Annotated in this window: 16 protein-coding genes; 10 read left to right on the top strand and 6 right to left on the bottom strand. The window is 55.3% G+C overall.

Annotation, left to right across the window (positions count from 1 at the left end; genetic code table 11):
• Positions 1-282: 282 nt before the first annotated feature.
• A complete protein-coding gene (locus tag G8770_RS06470; protein WP_167183472.1) occupies positions 283-750 on the bottom strand; it encodes a CBS domain-containing protein in 468 nt (155 codons plus the stop codon).
• Positions 751-1,102: 352 nt separating this feature from the next.
• Between G8770_RS06470 and glgC the strand changes: the two genes are divergently transcribed.
• The 10 genes from glgC (at position 1,103) to glgP (ending at position 16,161) form a co-directional block, all read left to right on the top strand.
• Positions 1,103-2,431, top strand: a complete 1,329-nt coding sequence (glgC, locus tag G8770_RS06465) for a glucose-1-phosphate adenylyltransferase (protein ID WP_279537108.1) — start codon at positions 1,103-1,105, stop codon at positions 2,429-2,431.
• Positions 2,421-4,118 carry a glycoside hydrolase family 57 protein gene (locus G8770_RS06460; protein WP_167183469.1) on the top strand — a complete coding sequence of 566 codons (1,698 nt, stop codon included), beginning with the start codon at positions 2,421-2,423 and terminating at the stop codon, positions 4,116-4,118. The genes glgC and G8770_RS06460 overlap by 11 nt, the downstream gene beginning before the upstream one ends.
• A 305-nt stretch (positions 4,119-4,423) precedes the next feature.
• Complete coding sequence (locus G8770_RS06455; protein WP_167183467.1) at positions 4,424-5,023, top strand: DUF4136 domain-containing protein; 600 nt, start codon at positions 4,424-4,426, stop codon at positions 5,021-5,023.
• A gap of 834 nt (positions 5,024-5,857) precedes the next feature.
• Positions 5,858-6,475, top strand: a complete 618-nt coding sequence (locus G8770_RS06450; protein WP_167183464.1) for a response regulator transcription factor — start codon at positions 5,858-5,860, stop codon at positions 6,473-6,475.
• A gap of 421 nt (positions 6,476-6,896) precedes the next feature.
• Complete coding sequence (locus G8770_RS06445; protein WP_167183461.1) at positions 6,897-7,310, top strand: CBS domain-containing protein; 414 nt, start codon at positions 6,897-6,899, stop codon at positions 7,308-7,310.
• A gap of 115 nt (positions 7,311-7,425) precedes the next feature.
• Positions 7,426-9,234, top strand: a complete 1,809-nt coding sequence (gene polX, locus G8770_RS06440; RefSeq protein ID WP_243760297.1) for a DNA polymerase/3'-5' exonuclease PolX — start codon at positions 7,426-7,428, stop codon at positions 9,232-9,234.
• Positions 9,235-9,582: 348 nt separating this feature from the next.
• Positions 9,583-12,270 (top strand): cation-translocating P-type ATPase, encoded by a 2,688-nt coding sequence (locus tag G8770_RS24350; protein WP_279537107.1) that lies wholly within the window; start codon positions 9,583-9,585, stop codon positions 12,268-12,270.
• Positions 12,271-12,523: 253 nt separating this feature from the next.
• Positions 12,524-12,994 carry an Hsp20/alpha crystallin family protein gene (locus G8770_RS06430; protein ID WP_208022077.1) on the top strand — a complete coding sequence of 157 codons (471 nt, stop codon included), beginning with the start codon at positions 12,524-12,526 and terminating at the stop codon, positions 12,992-12,994.
• Positions 12,995-13,117: 123 nt separating this feature from the next.
• Positions 13,118-13,459, top strand: coding sequence for a hypothetical protein (locus G8770_RS06425; protein ID WP_167182405.1), 342 nt, complete (start codon positions 13,118-13,120; stop codon positions 13,457-13,459).
• Between the two features lie 119 nt (positions 13,460-13,578).
• Complete coding sequence (gene glgP / locus G8770_RS06420) at positions 13,579-16,161, top strand: alpha-glucan family phosphorylase (RefSeq protein ID WP_208022076.1); 2,583 nt, start codon at positions 13,579-13,581, stop codon at positions 16,159-16,161.
• 64 nt (positions 16,162-16,225) lie between these two features.
• On the opposite strand, the gene G8770_RS06415 is transcribed toward glgP, so the two are convergent.
• From G8770_RS06415 to G8770_RS06395, 5 genes are all read right to left on the bottom strand, one after another.
• A complete protein-coding gene (locus G8770_RS06415) occupies positions 16,226-16,999 on the bottom strand; it encodes a helix-turn-helix domain-containing protein (protein WP_167183455.1) in 774 nt (257 codons plus the stop codon).
• 720 nt (positions 17,000-17,719) lie between these two features.
• On the bottom strand, positions 17,720-18,736 hold the full coding sequence (locus G8770_RS06410; RefSeq protein ID WP_167183452.1) for a class I fructose-bisphosphate aldolase: 1,017 nt from the start codon (positions 18,734-18,736) through the stop codon (positions 17,720-17,722).
• A 257-nt stretch (positions 18,737-18,993) separates the two neighbouring features.
• Entirely contained in the window at positions 18,994-19,359 is a 366-nt protein-coding gene (locus G8770_RS06405; protein WP_167183449.1) for a SpoIIAA family protein, read from the bottom strand.
• 94 nt (positions 19,360-19,453) lie between these two features.
• Positions 19,454-19,987 carry a hypothetical protein gene (locus G8770_RS06400; protein WP_167183446.1) on the bottom strand — a complete coding sequence of 178 codons (534 nt, stop codon included), beginning with the start codon at positions 19,985-19,987 and terminating at the stop codon, positions 19,454-19,456.
• 216 nt (positions 19,988-20,203) lie between these two features.
• Positions 20,204-21,436 (bottom strand): MFS transporter, encoded by a 1,233-nt coding sequence (locus tag G8770_RS06395; protein WP_167183443.1) that lies wholly within the window; start codon positions 21,434-21,436, stop codon positions 20,204-20,206.
• Between the last annotated feature and the right edge of the window lie 98 nt (positions 21,437-21,534).

The following is a 21,534-nucleotide window of genomic DNA, read 5'->3' as shown; positions in this document are numbered from 1 at the left end:
TACTGTTATGAGCGACTCCGATTTTTTTAAAACCCCTGCTGTGGGTTTTATCACCTCAAACAACGTTCATTATCGACGTAAATTTTCACGGAATATTGACTGCCATCAACAAAACACCGCCAATGGCGTTTCTAACCGTACAAGCGCTGCGAGCGACATGTGAAAAAATGCACCGACCGTCCCATCAAAAAGGATTGAGTCCTGGCTTCCCGACTGGTGTTTAGTGTCTGATCTTCAGGTTCAATCTCGGGCACTTTCCAGTTCCCGTCCACCTGGCCGCGGTTAAGCCTGTGGACGCTGTTCCATATGGTGTCCCGTGACTGCCTGTAACATTCCCAACGTCTGGACCGGCCATTCTGTGTTGGCTTTCGCGTCGGCACTGGCCAGAATATCGCCAATGGAAACCACCCCGGCCAACTTGCCCATATCATCAACCACCGGCAGACGCCTCACGGCGTGATCTTTCATGGTTTGCAGGGCCCGCTCAACATCATCGGTGGTTCGACAAGAAAACAACGAATGGCCGTTGGTAATGTCGCGAAGCTGCAGTTCCCACTGTGGTTTATGCTGCAAGGCTGAACCCATAGCGATGTCTCTATCAGTAACCATGCCAATGGGTTTTTCCTGTTCATCTACGATCGGCACGCAGCCACAGTCATTGTTCCACATGATCATGGTAGCCTTTTCAAGCGTTGTATCCATCGTACAGGCATGAACCGTTTTGCTCATAATGTCCTGAACTTTTTTCATTGGGCACCTCTGTGCAGTGAATGTTGAGAACCTGCACAGCATTTCAAAAATAGTGAAGCGATAACTTGATAAGCATCAACTTCAATATGGCTGTCGAAATAAATATTTTTCCCGCGGTGGCCGGATTTGAAGCTTGGCCTCACTTCTTGACAGCTATCAAGAAACTACCATGACATTAACCGTTTAATGTGAAAGCGCGTAATCGGGTATGTATTAAAGGGACACGTCTTAATGAGACATCTCTGAAGTAGAATAAACACGGGAAACATACACTCAACGTCTTAACGTTAAGATGACTGAGCGATTGTTAATCTTAACGACAGTTAAGCTGAAACGATGGTAAATAAAGCCGATGGTTGCCAATGACCCCCTGGACCCGCTCAAACATAAATTCGAACGAGTGAGCCTGCTTGCGAAAATGGCGCACTCGCCTCGATTTGTCAGCCAATTGACCAAGCACACTCTGGCGTTAATCCTGGCGGGGGGCCGGGGTTCCCGCCTGCAACACCTGACGCAATGGCGCGCCAAACCTGCCGTACCCTTCGGTGGGCAATTCCGGATTATCGATTTCCCACTCTCCAACTGTGTCAATTCCGGCATCCGCCAGATTGGCATCCTGACCCAGTACAAGGCACACTCCCTGATCCGGCACGTTCAGTGTGGCTGGCCGATCCTGAATGGTGAATTTAGTGAGTTCATTGAACTGTTGCCGGCCCAACAACGGCTGGAGGGCGGCTGGTATTTAGGCACAGCCGATGCCGTCTACCAAAACCTGGACATACTCCGCGGCCATAACCCCAGCCACGTGCTGATCCTCGCAGGCGACCACATTTATAAAATGGACTATGGCCCGATGCTGGCGCAGCATGTGGCACATCAGGCAGAGCTGACAGTGGGGTGCATCGAGGTGCCTCGAAGCGAGGCGCACGCTTTTGGCATCATCAGCATTGATGACCAGCATCGCATCGTCAGTTTTACCGAAAAACCGGACCACCCGGCCCCGTTACCCGACAATCCGGAAAAGTCACTGGTCTCCATGGGGATCTACGTTTTCAATACCGAGTTTCTCATTCAACACTTGATCGAAGATGCCGACCGGCCAGGCTCCAGCCACGATTTCGGCAAGGATGTGATTCCGCGTCTTATTGACCATGATCCGATCTACGCCTACCCCTTTCGTGATCACGGCAGCCACCAGCAAGCCTATTGGCGTGATGTTGGAACAGTAGACGCCTACTGGAAAGCCAATCAGGAACTGATTGGGGTCACTCCGGAACTCAATCTTTACGATAAAGAGTGGCCGATACGCACTTTCACGATCCAGACGCCACCGGCCAAATTTGTCTTTGACGATCCCCATCGACGGGGAATGGCGGTGGACTCCATGGTCAGCAGTGGCTGTATTGTTTCCGGCGCGTTCATCAAACACTCGCTGTTATTTAACGACGTTACGGTCAACGAAGGCAGTGTGGTGAAAGACGCCGTGGTGCTGCCAGAAGTGAACATCGGCCGCAATTGCCGAGTGACCCGCGCGATCATCGAAAAGCGCACCCGCCTGCCGGATAACACGGTCATCGGGAACGATCCACTTGAGGACGCCAAGCGGTTTTACGTCAGTCCGCAAGGCGTGGTGCTGGTGGTCCCGGAAATGTTAGGCCAGAGGACTCATCATGCCCGCTGAACCCGCCCTCAACGTGGTGCTGTGCTGGCATATGCACCAACCTGATTACCGAGACCCACACACCGGCAGCCCCCTGCAGCCCTGGACCTATCTGCGCGCACTCAAGGATTACACCGACATGGCGGCGCATCTGGAGATGGTCGATAACGCCTGTGCCGTGGTCAATTTTACGCCCATCCTGCTGGAGCAGCTGGGCTGTTACAGTCGGCAGATCAACGGGTATTTACAGCACAACAGCGCCCTGCAGGACCCGCTGCTGGCGCAACTGCTGGCAGCGCAGCCCGGCGCCAGCCCAACAGCGGCCGAGAACATTCTCCGCAAGTGCCTGAGTGGTCGTCATCTGAATTTCAGCCGTCGGCATGAAACCTATCACATGTTGCTGGAGTTTGCCGAAGCGCTGCGACAGCGCAACGACCTTCTTGCCAGCGCCAGCGAGGGTTTCTTTGCCGACCTGTTGGTCTGGTTTCACCTCTCATGGCTCGGTGAAACGGTGCACCGCAACGACCCGCGGGTGCAGCAGCTGATCGACAAGGCGCGTGACTATACCCTTGACGATCGCCGCGCTCTGCTGGAAATCATCGGTGAACAAATTGACGCTGTGGTCCCCCGCTATCGCGCACTGCAAGACGAATCCCGGGTTGAACTCGCCTTATCGCCCTATGCCCACCCGCTGGCGCCGCTGCTGCTCGACTTCAACAGCGCCCGTGAAGCCAACCCCGAAGTTGCACTCCCCCCCTGCTCTCATTACCCCGGAGGGGAGACTCAGCTGCAGTGGCAAATCGACAAGGGTTTGGACATCTTTGAACACCATTTCGGCCGGCGTCCGTCAGGTTGCTGGCCGGCCGGGGGCGCACTCAGTAATGCCGTGCTCCAGCAGTTGGCAGACAGTGGCTTTAAATGGACAGCCAGCGGCACCGATGTGCTGCTCAACAGCCTTAACCCCTCGGCCCGGGAACATCCGGATGCCAACGTCCTGCATCAAGGCTATCTCGCCGGCGAACCTCCCATTTGCTGTTTTTTTCGCGACGACAGGCTCTCGAACCTTATCGCTTTCACCTACGCCACCTGGCATGCCGATGACGCGGTCGCGAATTTAATTCAACAGCTTGAAGGCATTCACCGCAATTGCGACGACAAAAAAAATGCCGTAGTGGCCATCATCATGGACGGTGACAATGCCTGGGAGCACTACCCCAACAATGGCTTTTACTTTTTACAGGCGCTCTACCGCCGTATTGCCAATCACCCCAAATTCGAGCTGACCACGTTTTCCAAATGCCTGCAGGCCGACAGGCAAAGTCTGCCCGCTCTGGTGGCCGGAAGCTGGGCCTGTGGCAACCTGTCCAGCTGGATTGGCAGCCCAGACAAAAACCGGGCCTGGGAAATGCTCGTTAGCGCCAAACATCAATTTGATTTAGTCATGCAGCAAAATTTCCTGCCGCCGAGTCAACGTCATGAAGCAACGCGGTTGATGGCGATCTGTGAAGGCTCCGACTGGTTCTGGTGGCCCGGCAACGGCAATTCCCCGCAAGCGGTGCAGAACTTTGACAACTTATACCGAATCCACCTCACGGCGCTGTACCAATGCCTGGAGATTCCACCGCCGAAATACCTGGCTCATTCATACACCCACCCGCCATCCTCCACAGATACCTGGCCCGATGACGTCATGAAGAAAAACACCTGATGGCGTCCGGATTACCTCTGCGTCCTGCCAGCTTCCGGCGCGGCCACCGCGACCCAGTGCCCACAAGCAGCATTGGGGTACAACGGTAGCGCGGGGTCGATGACCGGCACGCAACTTACCAGCTGAGATCGGCAGGCACTGCGAGGTAAAGACGAATTATCCGCAAGGTGATGGACAGGAGTTGACGAAGATCAATCACCGTAACCAGAGATGTGCTTAGATCAAAGCGTGGTTTCTCATTTCAAGCTCGGCGGTCAAAATCAACCGATGGGTTTTAAAAACACGAATGATATTGGGATAATGTTATGAAAAAACACCTGTGCTTGTTCCTGTTGCCCGCACTGATGGTCGTACTCGCCGGCTGTGTCGAAAAAATAAAAAGCGATGTGGTGACCTTCCACGAAGGCGAACTGCCCAGAGGCGAGTCAATTCGCATCGAACCGCTGGACCCGCGTAAAAAAGGCAGCCTGGAATTCCATCACTATGCCACCATGGTGACCGAGAACCTGCGCCGGATTGGCTATACCCCGATGGAGGGGGATCAACCAACACAACTGGTCGCAGAACTGGACTACAGCATCAGCGACGGGCTCACCGAAGTACAAAGCCGGCCGGGCAACTATGTCCGCTATCATTTTTGGTATGGCCACTACTACGACCCGTTTTATTATGGTTTCCACCAAGACCTTGAGCCTGAAATTTACGCCTATACGGTTTACAACCGCATCTTGCTGATGAACATTGTCAGAACGGACAATGATAAAAAACTCTATGAAGGCCGCGTACAAAGTGTTGGGCCTGAAAAAGAAATTGCCAAGGTCATGCCGTACATGATTACCGCCATGTTTGCCAATTATCCCGGTGAAAGCGGCGTCACAAAGGTCATTACCATTGAAAAAAAATAATCCGAGCGTAAAAAAATAAACCAATTGGCGTCATCAACTCTCTCCAATGTCTTGCTGAAGATTCGACGCGGGCAGATCGTTCAGCTGGACCACACAAACGTTTCGGCGGTTAAATCATTGTTATTCACATTCAGGCACCTGTTCACCGGAAGAGAGAGCCTGATTCATTTGTAAATACAGTAGACTTAACTAAAATCAAGCTAAAAGAATGGTAGCGGCTTGCTATGGAGCCAAGCTTGGGCACTGCAGTTTCTGTTGCCCACGTAGGCAAGGGATCTGACGAGACAGTTGGCTGATTACCCCTGTCAATGTCGTGTCCACACCCTTCTCGGACATCATCCTAAACCAATGACCTGGGGGTTAACCGCATCCAAAAGGCTGGCGGAATGAACAGCTAATTGGTTAAAACGTTAAGGCATTACTGTCGGCATTAACCGTAATAACCAAGAATAATTTGTTTAGCACTGGACTCAAATCGAGCGGCAAAATGCCATGTGCCTACACGCAGAGTCAACACAAAACGCAGACTCAAACCAAATCTGGAGTCCCTTTTCGGGAATGTCATGGAGCCCCCGGTGCATCTCCTGGCGCCTAGAGCCCCAGACAATAAACCCGACGCCAGCTTCAGACGCCTGGATAGGCACAGCCCCACTTTTCGCCCATCAGGACTTAACTCGCCCGCCACACGTCAACAAGGAAGCGCTGAGTATGACGCCTGCCACCCGCCCCATGATTTTCCATCGGGGCGGTCCCCTCAACACCAAAACCGATGGGCAGCCTGAGGGTGAAACACGTTTCACCCCGCTTTGTGTCGTATTCCGAAGTGAACCTTAAATGGCCGCGGCCCCTTCAGAATTTGTCTATGTCATCGATAATGATGCGGGCGTTCGCTCTGGCCTGGTAGATACCCTCATCGCGGAAGGACTGGCCGTAAAGACCTATGACTCGGGAAAAGCCTGTATTGATGCGTTGTCGACGGATTCCCAGGGGTGCATGATTCTGGATCTCAATATGCCGGGCATCAACGGTCTGCAGCTCCAGGAACTGCTGAACGATCGCAGCATCCATTTACCCATCATCTATGTGTCGGGTCAGGCAAAAGTATCGGCCGCGGTCGAAGCCATGAAAAAGGGGGCCATCGAATTTCTCGAAAAGCCGCTTGACCCGGATCAACTGCTGCGGGCCGTTTACAGAGCGCTGGAAATTGGCCGGGAAAACCGTCAGCGGCACCAACAGCTGAGCAAAACGCGGCAACGCATCGACTCCCTCAGCAAGAGAGAGTTACAGGTTATGAACTTGCTGGTGACAGGCGACGCCACCAAAGTGATTGCCGACAAGCTGAATATCAGTCCGCGCACGGTGGAAGTCCATCGTCACCACATCATGACAAAAATGAACACCCGCACACTCGCGCAACTGGTACAGATGGTAATGCAGGTCCGGGGCAGTTAACACCGCCTCTTGCGCTGTGCACTGGTCTTAATACGGGCAGCTGGTATGTCTATGAGTAGTTTGTAGGTCTATGGGTAGCTTGCATGAATACAGACAGCTTGCCTTGAACGTTCACCAGCCTCAGGTTTACCGAACCCCTTGATCGCCCTCAGGCCACTGGTTTGGGCATCCCGTTACCGGGCCATCGCCACCCCGGAACAAAACCATCAAACCCAATGGCAAACCAAATTTCTGGCGTTGATGACAGAAACCCATTTTCTGCCCGGCGGCCGCATTCTGGCCAATGCCGGCCGGTGTGGCAACAATGGGGGATTATCTGATCCGTTATTGATCTTCATCAACAACCTGAAGACACGTCGGTTCAAGATGGCAAAACCACTACGGCAAGACGGTGCAGACCATGCGAGTACAGGACCTTTCCTTGACGACAACGACCCAGGTGGACCGAAACCGCCCCCCTCGTGAGGTGGCCTTTGCCATGGGCAATGACAACGCCGACTGCGTCATTATCACTGACACCAGCGGTGGTGAAGGCAAAGTCAGGCCGATTGGCATTCTCACCGAAAAGGATTTGGCGCTATTTATACTGGATGATGTCGAAGCCACCTCCGCCATCACTGTGGGTGAGCTGCTCAATGGAGAATTGGTGACCATCAACGAAAGCGATTCGGTCAATCAGGCCATCGCCTTGATGAGCCAACACAGTATCCACCGGTTGCCGGTCACCCGCAGCGACGGCACCCTGGCCGGCATTCTGACGGTTGATGATTTACTCCACTTTTTGGCCCAACTCACGCCCAGAAAAAGTGGCTGCTCGCTGCAGCAGGCGGTCTGATCGCTTGCTCGTGCCGCCCCCGGCAGGCAAGCCGTTTACGGCGCCGTCATCTGCTGTCGCAATACAGCAAACGGGTTCCGCGTTTACCCCTCAACCGGGACCCATTTAGGGCACAATGCCTCTAGAGGTAGACAATGCCTCTAGCCAATGCCTCGACACCATTGCTCTTCACCGTGCCGATAAAGACTCTCGATACGCAATGCCGATTCACAATGCCGACATCATCAGGATCTTCGAAGAGATCGCCGACCTTCTGGAAATCCAGCAAGCCAATACCTTCCGTATTCGCGCCTATCGCAACGCCGCTCGTACCCTGCAAAGTATGGACAAGGACGTGGCGGTGCTGGTGGAGCAACACGCTGATCTGACGCAACTGCCCACCATCGGCAAGGACTTGGCGGCCAAAATTGAAGAGATTGTGCACACCGGGCAATGCCAGGCGCTGACGAAGCTGCGCCAACAGCTTCCCGCCAGTCTGCCGGAGCTGCTGAAAATTCCCGGGCTGGGTCCCAAACGGGTCCACGCCCTTTATCATGAGCTGGACATTCACACCCCGGAGCAACTGCTGCGTGCCGCCCGCGATGGCCGAATCCTGGCGCTGCATGGCTTCGGCCAGAAAACCGTCGACGCCCTTGTCAGAAGCATCGAAAGTCATATCCGCCAAAAACCACGCCTCAAACTTGCCGAGGCGGCTCATTACGCCAAGCCTCTGGCACACTATCTCCAACAACACCCCGGTGTCGACGAGGTCACCATTGCCGGCAGCTACCGTCGCGGCAAAGACACCGTGGGCGACATTGACCTCCTGGTATCGGCCGCGGACAGCCAGCCGGTGATGGCACACTTCACGCACTATGATGAAGTGGCCAAGGTTCAATCCAGTGGCCGCACCCGTGCCAGCGTCGTGCTGAAGTGCGGGTTGCAGGTGGATTTGCGGGTCGTCGCCAAACCCAGTTTCGGGGCCGCGCTGCACTACTTCACCGGGTCCCGGTCGCATAACATCGAACTGCGTCGCCGGGCACAGCAGCGCGGATTGAAACTGAATGAATATGGCGTCTTCCGGGGCGACACACAAGTCGCCGGTGCGACCGAGGACTCCGTCTTCAAGGCGGTCGGACTCCCCTGGATACCGCCGGAGCTGCGCGAAAACCAGGGCGAAATCGCCGCCGCCGAAGCCGGTGAACTCCCCAACCTGATCGAATTGCGACACCTGCAGGGCGATCTGCACGCACACACCCGAGCCAGCGATGGCCACGCCAGCCTGGAAACCATGGCAGCGGTGGCCAAACAAAAAGGCCTGCGTTACCTCGCCATCACCGAACACAGCCAGCGCCTGACCGTCACGCACGGTCTCAACGCCGAACAGTTGCGCCGTCAAATCGACCAGATCAACGCCCTCAATGACACTCTGGAGGGTATCACCCTGCTCAAGGGCATTGAGGTTGATATCCTCGAAGATGGCAGCCTGGATTTACCCGACGAGGTGCTGGGACAGCTGGATCTGGTCATCGCGGCAATACACAGCAAATTCCACCTGTCGCGCCAGTTGCAAACCGAGCGCATTATCCGTGCCATGCAGCGACCCCACTTCAGCATCCTGGCGCACCCCACCGGTCGACTGCTGGAACAGCGTGATGCCTATGACGTAGACATGCCGCGTGTCATCCGTGAAGCCCGGCAACGCGGCTGTTATCTGGAATTGAATGCCCACCCGGAGCGCCTGGATCTGCTCGACACCCATTGTCGTATGGCCAAAGCCGAAGGCGTCCTGATCAGTATTAATTCAGACGCCCACCACCCAAACGACTTCGACAACCTCACTTATGGCATCGGGCAGGCTCGACGTGGCTGGCTGGAAAAAGAGGATGTGCTCAATACCCGCTCGCTTCGTCAGGTAAAGAGGCTGTTAACACAGACCCTGTAGCAACGGTTGTAGCAACGGTGAATTAAAAAGGCCCTGTAGAGCCCCGGGACAGAGACGCTGAAAACACCGTCCGCAAGCCAACAATCTTAACCACATCTTGCCCTTAGGGGCGGGACACTGAACCAAATACCTTACCGTGATAAGGGCACCGGCGGATGACGAGACGCCATCACGTGATGGATTTTTTCGAGCACAGTTCGAAAAATCTGATTCATACAACACCTTGCCCCTAATCAACGTGGGGGTCTAAAAATGGGACAAGAAAGTTTGCAAGCCCGTCGCGAGCTAAGTCTTCACAAGGTTCGACAAACATCATCTGCCACGCATTGTAATGGGCTATATTGTCGTATGGACGATTCAAATCAACAGTTATGGCACCACCTCCCTCTGCCGGAAGTTCTTGCTCAGCTTGACACCGATGGTAACGGCCTGAGCGCTGGCGAGGCGCAGGAGCGGTTAACCCGCGTGGGAAGTAATGATTTACCGGTGCCTCCGCCACCGGCTTTCTGGCGCCTGATGATGCGTCAGTTTAAGAGCCCGCTGATTTATGTGTTGTTGGCGGCGGCGTTACTGTCACTGGCCGTTGGGCATCTGGCAGATGCCAGTTTTATCGCAGCGGTGCTGTTGATCAATGCCCTCATCGGTTCCATTCAGGAGTTTCACGCCCACCACAGCGCCATGGCGTTGCGCAACCTCATGGTGACACGAGCTCAAGTGCTCCGGAACGGAGAATTTCAGGAACTGGACGCCAGCCAGCTGGTACCCGGTGACCTGATCAAGCTCACATCGGGAGACCGTGTGCCGGCCGATCTGCGCCTGATCGATACTCAGGGCCTGGAAATTGACGAGTCCTTTCTGACCGGCGAATCGCTACCGGTGCAGAAAGATGGACAGCTTCTCCTGCAAGCAGAAGTAGCGGTGCCGGAGATGACCAACCTGGCTTTTGCCGGCAGCCTGATCACCTCAGGCCGGGGCCAGGGAATTGTCACCGCGACCGGGTTGGCCACCGAAATGGGCCGCTTGAGTTTAACGCTGGAATCGACTGACACAGCCACACCGCCGTTGTTGCAGCGAATCGAGCGCTTCAGTAAAAAACTGACCCTTATTTTGCTGGTGTTCATGGCCGTGCTGGCGCTGGTGGAATTCGCCCGCCATACCCCCCCTCTCACCGTCTTCATGACCGTGGTGGCGCTGGCGGTTTCAGCCATTCCGGAGGCCTTGCCGGTGGCCCTCACCATGGTGCTCTCCGTCAGTATGCGACGGATGGTCAAGCGCCATGTGGTGGTACGCAAACTGGTGGCGGTGGAAAGCCTGGGCTCCTGTACCGTCATTGCGGCCGACAAAACAGGCACCTTGACCCAGAACCGGTTAACCGCCAGCGACGCGGTGTTTTTTGACGGCGACAGTTTCCAGGTCACCGGCAACAACCAACCGCCGGATGGTCAGTGTCAGCCCGAACACGGTGAACTGACCCGTGAGCAGGCCGCGCGCCTGAGACGACTGGCAAGAGTCGCCGCTCTGTGCAATGAGGCAGAACTGCGACAACTGGCAGACTGCAGCTGGCACAGCAGTGGCGACATGGTGGATCAGGCGCTGCTGGCATTCGCCCACAAATGCGGGGTGCAGCGCAACACGCTAAAGACCAAATACCCCCTGCTGAGCCAGTTGCAGTATGAGCCGGCACGGGGTTTTGCCGCCACGCTGCACCGTGATGATGACTCCGCGCTGATCTGCGTCAAGGGCGCCCTCGAAGTGCTGTTGCCCATGTGCGACCGGATGGCTGTCGGAGACGGGGAGCAGCCCCTTGACCCCGACCTGGCCCAGGCCACGATGCAGAATCTGGCCGCCAAAGGGGTCCGTGTGCTGGCCCTGGCCGAGGGCGCCCGGCCCGCGGCCCATAACGCTGCTCTGGAAGAACTGCAGGGACTGTGCCTGCTGGGACTGATCGCCATGATGGACCCCTTGCGACCGGAAGCCATCAACGCCGTCAACACCTGCCAGGAAGCCGGGATCAAGGTCTGTATGCTCACCGGCGACCACCCTGAAACCGCCCTGAGTATCGCCCGAAAACTGCACCTTGCAGGCCCTGCCGACGTCGCCGTCACCGGTGGCGATCTGACCCGCGCAGCGGCGTCAGGAAAGGCTGAAGTGGACAGGCTGACGGCTCGCACGCGCGTCTATGCACGGGTCGCCCCCGAACAAAAAATGACGATCGTACAATCCCTGATGCGACAGGGAGAAATTGTCGCCGTCACCGGTGACGGCATCAACGATGCCCCGGCACTGAACGCGGCCCACGTTGGCATTGCGATGGGCAAACGGGGCACCGATGTCGCGAAAGAAGCCGCCGACCTGATCCTCACCGATGACAATTTCGCCTCCGTCGTCGACGGCATAGAGCAGGGTCGCATAGCCTATCAAAACATCCGCAAGGTGGTGTTTTTTCTGGTTTCCACCGGGGTTGCGGAAATATTCCTGTTTACACTGACCACCACCTTTGGATTGCCTCTGCCCCTGAGTGCCGTGCAATTACTGTGGCTGAATCTGGTCACAGGGAGCATTCAGACCGTGGGGCTGGCGCTCGAGCCGGGCGAAGAAAATGCGATGCACACTCCCCCCCGGCCGCCCCGCGAGTCACTCTTTAATCGCCTGATGATACAGCGAGTCATCACTTCCGGTGTCGTCATGGGCACTGTCGGCTTCCTCGCTTTCAGCTGGCTGCTGGCGCAGGGTTGGGAAGAATCCGATGCCCGCAACAGTCTGCTGTTGTTGATGGTATTATTTGAAAACATTCAGGTCTTCAACAGCCGCTCGGAAAACCGCTCCGTGTTTCGACAATCCCTGCTGTCCAATCCAGTGCTGTTGATGGGAACCGCAGTGGCATTGGGCCTGCACATCGTGGCCATGTACCTGCCGGTGATGCAAACAACCCTGGGGGTATACCCGGTCGGTGTTCATCAGTGGACCGCACTGCTGCCATTAGCCTTGTCAGTGCTGGTGGCAATGGAAATCATCTTGCCGTTCACCAGGAAGTAACAACCAAAACCTTCAGCACCCGCTCAACGTCACCTCTCCCCTTTGACTCAAACCAACCGATATAACACGCGGCCATATTATTATCCGGATCACGACTTTCTCAGGGAGCTTCCGCCTGAAATTTCTTTTTGATGTCGGGACAATGTCAACCGGACTCTAACTGAACGTAATTTGACGATGGTCAACATTTGCAGAGATCAAATGGCTATATTTTAAGACGCTGTCAATCAGTTTATTTTCCGGGGAGGAAGCTATGAAACATTTAAGTCTGTTTAACAAAGAACCCGCCAGCATCTGGAATCACTTCCAGGACGAAATGAATGAATTCATTCAATCCATGGATAGCTATTGGCCATCGTCAATCAATGAAGGCACCAGTCTGACAACGCGAGAATGGATACCTTCGGTCGACATTAAAGAGGAAGAAAAACAATATGTCATCAAAGCTGACATCCCCGGCGTCGACCCCAAAGACATTGAGGTGTCTATCGATAACGGCAGGCTTTCCATCAAAGGAGAACGCAAAGAAGAGAAGAAAGAAAGCAAGGAGGGTTATGAGCGCAGCGAATGTTCCCACGGAATTTTCTACCGCAGCTTCACCCTTCCCGAGTCCGCGGACCCCGACAAAGTGAATGCCAAAGGCAAGAACGGTGTTTTAACCATTACGGTGGGAAAAAACAAAAACGCCAAACACAAACCGAAATTAATCAACATTGAATCCTGAGGCAAGCGACGAACCTTACTTGACACGTTTCAGGAAGCGATAACTTATCCGGATGCTATCGATCGGCACTGGCTTCGTTATGGCTGAGTTATGGCTACGTTATGGCTGAGTTATAGCTGAGTTATGGCTAAAGAAATCAAGTTTGGGGAAGACGCCCGCAGGCAGTTAAGCGCCGCAGCAACCCTTTTGGCCAACGCGGTCAAGGCCGCCCTTGGCCCCAAGGGCGGCCATGTCGTGACCGACAAACCTTTCGGGAAATTGTCAACAATGCGGGCGGGGGATGCGTCCGCTGTGATTAACACGATTAAACGGTGTAAAACCAACTTCGGTTACAACGCCCAGACAGACACCTTCGGCGACCTGATGGCAATGGGCATTATCGTCCCCACCAAGGTGGTTCGTAGTTCGTGGTTCGAGTGCGCTGCAAAACGCCGCCGCCATCACCGGCCTGATGATCTCCACTGAAGCCATGATTGCAGACATTCCTGAGCCAAGCAGCCGATCACACAACGACACCGGACGCCATGATGTAAGACGACTCAGGGTAAGCCCTGGAAACCGCCAACACAGAGAGCCCTTTTTACGTGAACGGCAGCAACGACAGCTCCACGTCATCTGACAATTGCAGCTGCGCCCAGCAGGCCAGTCACCTGCTGCCCGACTTGCCGGTGGCACTGGCGGGCCTGAAAGAGCTGGCCACCGATCTGCGCTGGACCTGGAGTCATGCGGCTGACGCACTGTGGCAACAGGTCGATGCCGAACTGTGGGGAAAAACCGAAAACCCCTATGTGCTGCTGCAAAATGTGGGGCACAACCAGCTGCAGGCTCTGGCCGACAACCCCGACTTCTGCCACAAACTGCAGGAGGTTCTGATTGAAAGGCAGGACTATCTGGCGCGCTGTGGATGGTATGGAGACTCTTACCCCCAAGCGTCGATCCGCCACATCGCTTTTTTCAGCATGGAATACGGACTCGGCACTGCACTGCCGTTTTATGCCGGTGGTTTGGGCATCCTCTCCGGCGACATACTCAAAGCGGCCAGTGACTTGTGTATCCCGCTGGTCGGGGTCGGCCTGCTGTACCATCAGGGGTATTTTCGCCAGATGATTGACGCCGATAACCGGCAACATGAAATCTACACCACCTACCAGCCCTCCATGCTGCCCGTAAGGCCTGTGTTTACCGAGCTGGGAGACTGGCTGCAGGTCAAGGTTGACCTTCCCGGGCGCCCGTTATTGTTGCGTGTCTGGGTGGCCCAGGTCGGCTCGGTTTCCCTCTACTTGCTGGACAGCAATCACCCCCTCAACAGCCCTATTGACCAGGGCATCACCAGCCAGCTCTACGGCGGCGGTCAGGAGTTACGCTTTTTGCAGGAACTGGTGTTGGGCGTTGGTGGCTGGCGTGCCCTGGAGGCCCTGAAGGTGGAGATTGACGTCTGCCATCTGAACGAGGGTCACGCCGCCTTTGTCATTCTGGAGAGAACACACAGCCTGATGAAAGCGACCGGGCTGTCGTTCTGGCCTTCGTTATGGATAAACCGCGCGGGCACGCTGTTCACCACCCACACGTCGGTGGCCTCAGCCTTCGACACCTACGATGCCGCCCTCATTGCCCGTTATGCCAGCCCGTTGATTGAGCGGCTGCAGATTGGCGAGGAAGAGCTGCTGGGACTCGGCAGAAAAAATCCACAGGACGCACGCGAGCCGTTTAATCTGGCCTGGTTCAGTATGCGCTGCAGCCTCTTTGCCAATGGGGTCAGCCGTAAACACGGCGAGACCAGCCGCGATCTCTTCCGCGAGCTGTATCCCCACTGGCCGGTTCGGGACATTCCCATCGGCCATATTACCAACGGCATCCATATGCCCTCCTGGGATTCGCAGTGGACCGACAGCTTGTGGACCAAAGCCGCCGGCAAGGAGCGCTGGAAAGGCGACATCGACGAATTGGCAAGCGCCATTAATCAGATCAGCGATCAGGAATTGTGGCACTGCCGCAACCGTCAACGCCAGGACCTGATTGAACACGTGCGCAAGCGCCATGTCCGGGAACTCAGTCAGCGCGGTGCGGATAAACTCACCCTGGACCGGGCCGAGCGGGTTCTCGACCCCAACATCCTGACCCTGGGGTTTGCCCGACGCTTTACCGAATACAAGCGCCCGGGACTGCTGTTAATGGACCTGTCGCGCCTGGCGGCCTTGCTCAACCACCCGGTGCATCCTTTGCAGATACTCATCGCCGGCAAGGCCCATGCCCGCGACTCGGCCGGCAAAGCCTTTGTCCACGACTGGGCCCAATTTTGCCAAAGCCCTGCCGCGGGCAACCGTGTCATTTTTCTCGAAGACTACGACATCACCCTGGCCCATGACATGGTGCAAGGGGTTGATGTCTGGCTCAATACACCGAAACCGCCCTGGGAGGCCTGTGGTACCAGCGGGATGAAAGTGCTGGTCAACGGCGGCTTAAATCTGTCTGTGCTTGACGGCTGGTGGGCCCAGGCTTACGACAACCAGTACGGCTGGGCCATCTGCGGAGACTCCGACAGCGATGAGGACACCTCCAGGGCGCTGTTTGAGCTGCTGGAAACCGACGTGGTCCCCCTTTTTTACCAGCGCAACAGCGCCGGTGTTCCCGGTGAATGGATAGCGAGAATACGCGCCAGCATGGCGGATCTGACGCCGCACTTTTCCAGCAATCGCATGCTCAGGGACTATATTGACCAGTATTATTTGAAGGCCGCAGTCGCTTACCAGGCAAGGCTTGCGAATCGGGGCCAGTTGGCAACCGAACTGCGTGAATGGGAACACACGCTACAGCGTTACTGGTGTGAGTTGCGGTGGGGGGCAAAACGGGTTGTGCCCAACCCGGCGGGGTTTACCCTTGAAGTCGATATTTACCTGGACGGGCTTTCACCGGACCTGATAGAGGTGCAACTTTACGCCGACGCTCAAATTTATGCCGACGTTCAGCAGAAAGACGCAGCTGAACCTGAATGCCTGATCATGAAGCTGCTGGGTTACAAGCGAGGAGCCATTGACAGCTACACTTACCGTACGGAAGTGCTGACCGCTCGCCCTTCCGACGATTACACGCCCAGGGCCATCCCCTTTCATGAACACGCACTAACGCCCCAGGAAAATTGTCTTATCTCATGGTGGCAAAGCGCCTGATAACGCAACGCGATTAACAGTTCGCAAACCCGCCCCGAATAGGACAGAACAGAACAATGCAACGTCAGACGGCCTTGCTAACACCGGAAAACTTGTACTCAGCGGCTTTAATGCGCTTCAATTTCTCCATGTCGAGTATCTGGACCCAGTGACGCTGAGCATGAATAATCCCCTCTTCCTCCATGTGTCGAAACAATCGACTCACAGTTTCTACCGCCAGCCCCAGATAATTGGCGATATCGTAACGCTGCATGCTGAGTTTAAACTCACGACCAGAAAGACCGCACTCCACCATCCGGTCGGAAGTTTCCAGTAAAAAGCTGGCCAGCCGCTGCTCAGAATGCATACGCGCCAACACCATGACCACTTTACTTTCCTTGATGATCATCCCCGACACTTCAGCCATTAACTGGTGTAATAATCCGGAAGAAGATTCACTGGATATTCTTTTTAGCGCAGGAAACGACAACGCACAAATACTTGAGGTTTCCAACGCCTCGACTTCGTAGACATGCTTCCCCGACTGCATGCCGTCATAACCCAATATATCCTGAGGGAATTGAAAGCTGACAACCTGGCTGTTGCCCTCATTATCAATCATGGTTGATTTAAACGAACCGGACTTGACCAGATAAAAGGTGTCAAATTTGTCACCCTGAATAAACAGACGATGGCCTTTGTGTATCGGCTTCGGTCGCCTCATCACACGGGCGATTTCAGCATTGATACAGGCCTGACTCAGAACACAGGTCTTGCGAACACTGCAATCCTCACAGAACACACTTGGCCGCGGACCTTCAGGCTGTGACAACAGTAACTGTGTTGAATCCTCTGTCATGAACCCCGCGGAGTTTTTTAAGCCAGGCTCCGACGTTAAATCAGGGCCTGACGTTAAACCCGCAGCCGACAACGACAAAGAAGCGCAATGATTTTTCTTCAACTCGCGTATTGAGTTGTTAAGGCTGCAGAGGTACCCATTGACCTGTTTCGAACTCCACTGCAGTACTGGCACCTCCGACCCGCTATTTTTTTCCCGTAGCTCTTCAGGCTCGGCAATATTGAATACCTCGACGGGCGCAAGCCAAATTTTCTCACCATCCAGTAAAACCTCTGCCCCGAACCTCAAGGATAGTCGACATTTTTTTGCGTACATCACCATGTAATCCCAAGCACCGTATGTCAGTACCTATTTATAGCCCATGCAAAACCTTTGACAATAAGTACATCTACGTAATTTTATGAGTTTTCACGAGGGTACCGAGTTGGCAACATCACGTTCAAACTTGCCCACACTTTGATGTCACGGAGGCGTTTAGCTGTTTCAAGACCAAACAAGGCCACCAACTGGCACAGCAAACTACACTGGTCAGAGAAAATGACACAGGTCAGAGCAAAAAACATTCAGACTGAGTTTCAACGGGCATCAGACAGATTGTCTATTTCAGCGGGGAGGCTGGTCGCCCAGCCTCGGCACAGCGAGTGTGCCATCGTCACCACATGGCCAACAACGCATGCCAAGCCAATGTGTGTCAGAGACACCTGGTGGGTGCCTGGCGCCTTATTCTTCCATGGAGGCCCGATACTGGCCCTGCATAGCCAAATGATTCAGGCGGGCTCGTTTCAGAAAAATCGCTTGCGTGGCTGCGCTATTTTCCGCCTTGCCACGCCACGTCGACAACGCCGGTTCCTGCAAGGCGCGGGCAAACGAAAAACTGAGCTGCCAGGGTGCCCGGTCACGGATCACATTCAGTGCATTCAGGTTGGCAGTGGCCTCTTCAGGGGTCTGCCCCCCGGACAGGAAATTAATACTGGGAACCGCCGCAGGCACCGCTCGCCGCAGGACCTGCAGCGTCATTTCGGCGACCTGCTCCGGCGCGGCCTTGCCCGAAACCTTGCCCGGCGTGACCATACTCGGCTTGAGCAGCATCTTCTCCAACACAACACCGTGACGGTGTAAGGCATCAAACACCGATTGCCAGACCTGTTCGTTGACGGCGGCACTGCGTTCGATACTGTGCTCGCCATCGATCAAGACCTCCGGCTCAACAATCGGTACCACGCCCACCGCCTGGCAAACGGCAGCGTACCTGGCGAGCATTTCTGCATTGGCCGTCAGCCCGAGTGGCGTCGGGTTGTGGCCGGTTATCGGATACACTTCCCGCCACTTGGCAAAGCGTGCGCCCTGTTGTTTATAACCGTCCAGCCGTTCGGTCAGACCATCCAGACCGTAGGTAATCAAGTCGCCAGGGGCGCCTGGCAGAGGTCCTTTGCCCTTGTCGACCTTGATGCCAGGAACAATGCCCTGTGCCGAAGCGACGTCAGGCAGCGGCGAGCCGCGGTCATCGGTTTGCCCCAGGGTCTCCTCAAACAAAATCACACCGGCAATAAATTCACCCAGCCCGGCGGTGGACAACAGCAAGGACCGGTAATCCCGATGGCTCTCCTCACTGGATTCCACCCCGACGGCCGCAAAGCGTTTACTGATCGTGCCGCTGCTCTCATCGGCGGCGAGGATGCCGCGCCGGCCATCGACCAGATCATTAATCGTGTCTTGCAGTTCCTGAGTTACCGACATCGCTCTGTCCCCACGGTCTTCGTCAATGGCCCCGAGACAGTTTCCCGAAGCCTGCAGGATCTTAACTACGCGCGCAATGCGTCCGGTGTTCAGCGCATTCACCGGCTGGTTTTTTTGGAAAGTTCACCATGCCATTCATCAATCGCTGGAAATCGGCTATTGCTCATACCAGTATAGCTGCCGCAGAAAAGGTGCTGACGGTTTGTCCCTCACTTGTCGGCGGATCACCGGCAATTTCAACGACATTAAGCGGCACTTCAGTCCGCGACAATCCACTCGTACGCAGACTGCGCCTGCACGCCGGGAAAGACCCGGACGTCACCAGGCAACACAAAACTGAACGCCTTGATGGTGTGCACGATCCAGCGTACATCGGTGATGACGGCGATACGCTCCCACCGCAACAGGTGTTCAATCCCGATCTTGAAATCTTCCCAGACAGCACTGGCATCGACCCCTTCAAAGCTCTCTTTTATGTGATAAAAAAGACGAATCTTACGATGCCGCTGCAAGGCGTTTTCCACGGCCGGGATGAGAACGGCTTCGTAGTCGTGACGTGTCACATGCCCCTGACAGGCAACGGCGACCACGTTATCGGGAAAATCGTTCAGAACTTCAATCATGACAACCCCCTTCGGATCAGCACAACCGCTGGCAACCACCTTGGACTCAGATACAGGTCACCACCGCGCCGCAGATGTTGCTCCGGCAAAGCGGTTACGGCTCCCCCATGCGCTCTTGTTTTTGCAGCGATTCGTGTTCCATCATCTGCCCCATCAGCATCTGCATCATGCCCATGTGCTCATTCATTGCCCCCATGCCTTGATTCATGCTTCTCATCATGTTTTGCATTTCCTGCCGGGTCATGGTGCCGCTTTTGTCCGGCATCATATTCATCATATGCAGGCTTTGGGTAATTTGCGCCGAGTGTTTTTGCATCAGCGCCTGACGCTTTTTAGGGTCTTGTTCCTTGCGGATACGCTCCATGGTCTCCTGCATTGTTTGCATTTGCTTACGCATCGCGAGCTTCTGCTCATGGTTCATCATGCTGCCCTGCATCTCGTAACCTGGCTTGCCGTAACCTTGTGTGCCGCGATCGCCCATCATGACACCGTGTTGAGCAGTGCCATATTGGGCGGCGCCCGTTTGAGACATTCCTTTTTGTGAGGTTCCCTGTTGCGGACTCCCCGACACCAGAGCCGCAGACAGCATCAGCGTTACAGTCCACATCAATCTCATCAAAATATTCATAGTCACCTCTGACCCAGTGGATAGTTTGGCAACTGAGATTGCTCCCAACTCCTCCCTATTTTTAAAGTGCATTAGTTCAGAGAATGAGTTCTTGATGAAGCTCAAGTTTGAAAGAAGTTAGATCCACTTTATTATTAGCCGTTGGCTGCGCACCATTCAGCATTGACTGCGCACGTTGCCCCTGGCTGGGGAATAGAATCTGTTACTGGAGCATGTTCACAGAAGCGCAGCCTGGGTCTGCTGGCGCTTTACTCGCCACAACCCCAAGGTCATCAGCAACGCCATCCCGGCGAACCCAAGCAAGCCCGGCACAAAGCCCACCCACTCAACCACCAGCCCCATCAACAGGCTGCCCAGCGCCGGCGCGCCCATCGAAAACACCGCCCACAGGCTCATGACTCGCCCCCGGAACTCATCCGCCACCAGCAGCTGTAAAATCGCCTGACTGCAGGTACCGCTCATGGTCGTCGCCAGGCTGAGATAAAAAATCACCGCCATCACCGGCACCAGACTGCGAGCCCAGTAGAACCCCGACAACACCACTGCCGCACTCATCAAACTGAAAAACAGCAAACGCAGCATGGTGTGCTCTCCCCCTTTCACCCGAGCCAACAAAAGGCCGCTGAGGATAGAACCGATGCCCGCCGACATCGTTAACATCGCCAGGGTCGTGGCCTGCCCATCCAGCAACTTTCCCGATAAGGCCGGCAACATTTCCAACACGGTGCGCCCCAGCAAGGCATTCACCAGGGTCAGCATCAGCACCATCCGAATGTCCATATGTGACAGGGTAAAGCGCAAACCTTCGCCCAATTGGGTGAGTACACCACTGCCCTCTGCCCGCCTCTGGGGTCGCAAACGGGTGAGTCGGGACATGGACAACACCGCGCCTAAAAACAAGATCGAAACCAGCACAAACGCCATCATCACCGAGGCATGAACAATTAACGTCCCGCCCAAAGCCGGCCCGACGATGCGGGAGGTGTTGAAAATGACAGCGGTAGTGGCAATGACCTTGTGCAAATCATCCCGTGCCACCAATTGCGGCACCAGGGAAAACCGCAGCGGCGTATTGGCGGCAGATATCGTGCCAAACAACACCGCCAACCCCAGCAGCCAAACCAGCGAAAAGCCACCGGTCACTAGCGCGCAGACCGCCAAGCCACCCACCGCCATTTGCCCCAGTAACGTCATCACCAGGCCATTGCGCGGATTGATGCGATCCGCCATCACCCCGAAAAAAGGCGACAAGACAAACGCGGGCGCCAGCAACAACGCACTGGTCACCCCCACCCACATCGCCGAGTGGGTCAAATCCCAGGCCAGCCAACCCAGTAAGAACCGGGCAATCCAACCGGCCAGTGTCGACATACAAATTGCCAGGAAGTAAGGCATGACATTGGGCTTGCGAAAGATAGAGCCAGTCGTGTGTGGCAAGGGGTCGGACATTGTATGAGCCTAACGCTTTAAATTAGAGTGGCAACAGAAGCCAGTGATGAACGGTTTCACGGCTGGGGATCGACGGGCAGCGGCCGCCCCCAACGAGA

The sequence above is a fragment of the Pseudomaricurvus hydrocarbonicus genome (assembly GCF_011602365.1).
GTDB lineage: Bacteria > Pseudomonadota > Gammaproteobacteria > Pseudomonadales > Cellvibrionaceae > Pseudomaricurvus > Pseudomaricurvus hydrocarbonicus.
This window is presented reverse-complemented; position numbering and strand designations above follow the sequence as displayed.

Excerpts from the sequence above, each read along its gene's own strand:
- G8770_RS06470 (WP_167183472.1), bottom strand. The coding sequence starts at position 750 with ATGAAAAAAGTTCAGGACATTATGAGCAAAACGGTTCATGCCTGTACG.
- glgC (WP_279537108.1), top strand. The coding sequence starts at position 1,103 with ATGGTTGCCAATGACCCCCTGGACCCGCTCAAACATAAATTCGAACGA.
- G8770_RS06460 (WP_167183469.1), top strand. The coding sequence starts at position 2,421 with ATGCCCGCTGAACCCGCCCTCAACGTGGTGCTGTGCTGGCATATGCAC.
- G8770_RS06455 (WP_167183467.1), top strand. The coding sequence starts at position 4,424 with ATGAAAAAACACCTGTGCTTGTTCCTGTTGCCCGCACTGATGGTCGTA.
- G8770_RS06450 (WP_167183464.1), top strand. The coding sequence starts at position 5,858 with ATGGCCGCGGCCCCTTCAGAATTTGTCTATGTCATCGATAATGATGCG.
- polX (WP_243760297.1), top strand. The coding sequence starts at position 7,426 with ATGCCTCTAGAGGTAGACAATGCCTCTAGCCAATGCCTCGACACCATT.
- G8770_RS24350 (WP_279537107.1), top strand. The coding sequence starts at position 9,583 with ATGGACGATTCAAATCAACAGTTATGGCACCACCTCCCTCTGCCGGAA.
- G8770_RS06430 (WP_208022077.1), top strand. The coding sequence starts at position 12,524 with ATGAAACATTTAAGTCTGTTTAACAAAGAACCCGCCAGCATCTGGAAT.
- G8770_RS06425 (WP_167182405.1), top strand. The coding sequence starts at position 13,118 with ATGGCTAAAGAAATCAAGTTTGGGGAAGACGCCCGCAGGCAGTTAAGC.
- G8770_RS06415 (WP_167183455.1), bottom strand. The coding sequence starts at position 16,999 with ATGACAGAGGATTCAACACAGTTACTGTTGTCACAGCCTGAAGGTCCG.
- G8770_RS06410 (WP_167183452.1), bottom strand. The coding sequence starts at position 18,736 with ATGTCGGTAACTCAGGAACTGCAAGACACGATTAATGATCTGGTCGAT.
- G8770_RS06405 (WP_167183449.1), bottom strand. The coding sequence starts at position 19,359 with ATGATTGAAGTTCTGAACGATTTTCCCGATAACGTGGTCGCCGTTGCC.
- G8770_RS06400 (WP_167183446.1), bottom strand. The coding sequence starts at position 19,987 with ATGAATATTTTGATGAGATTGATGTGGACTGTAACGCTGATGCTGTCT.
- G8770_RS06395 (WP_167183443.1), bottom strand. The coding sequence starts at position 21,436 with ATGTCCGACCCCTTGCCACACACGACTGGCTCTATCTTTCGCAAGCCC.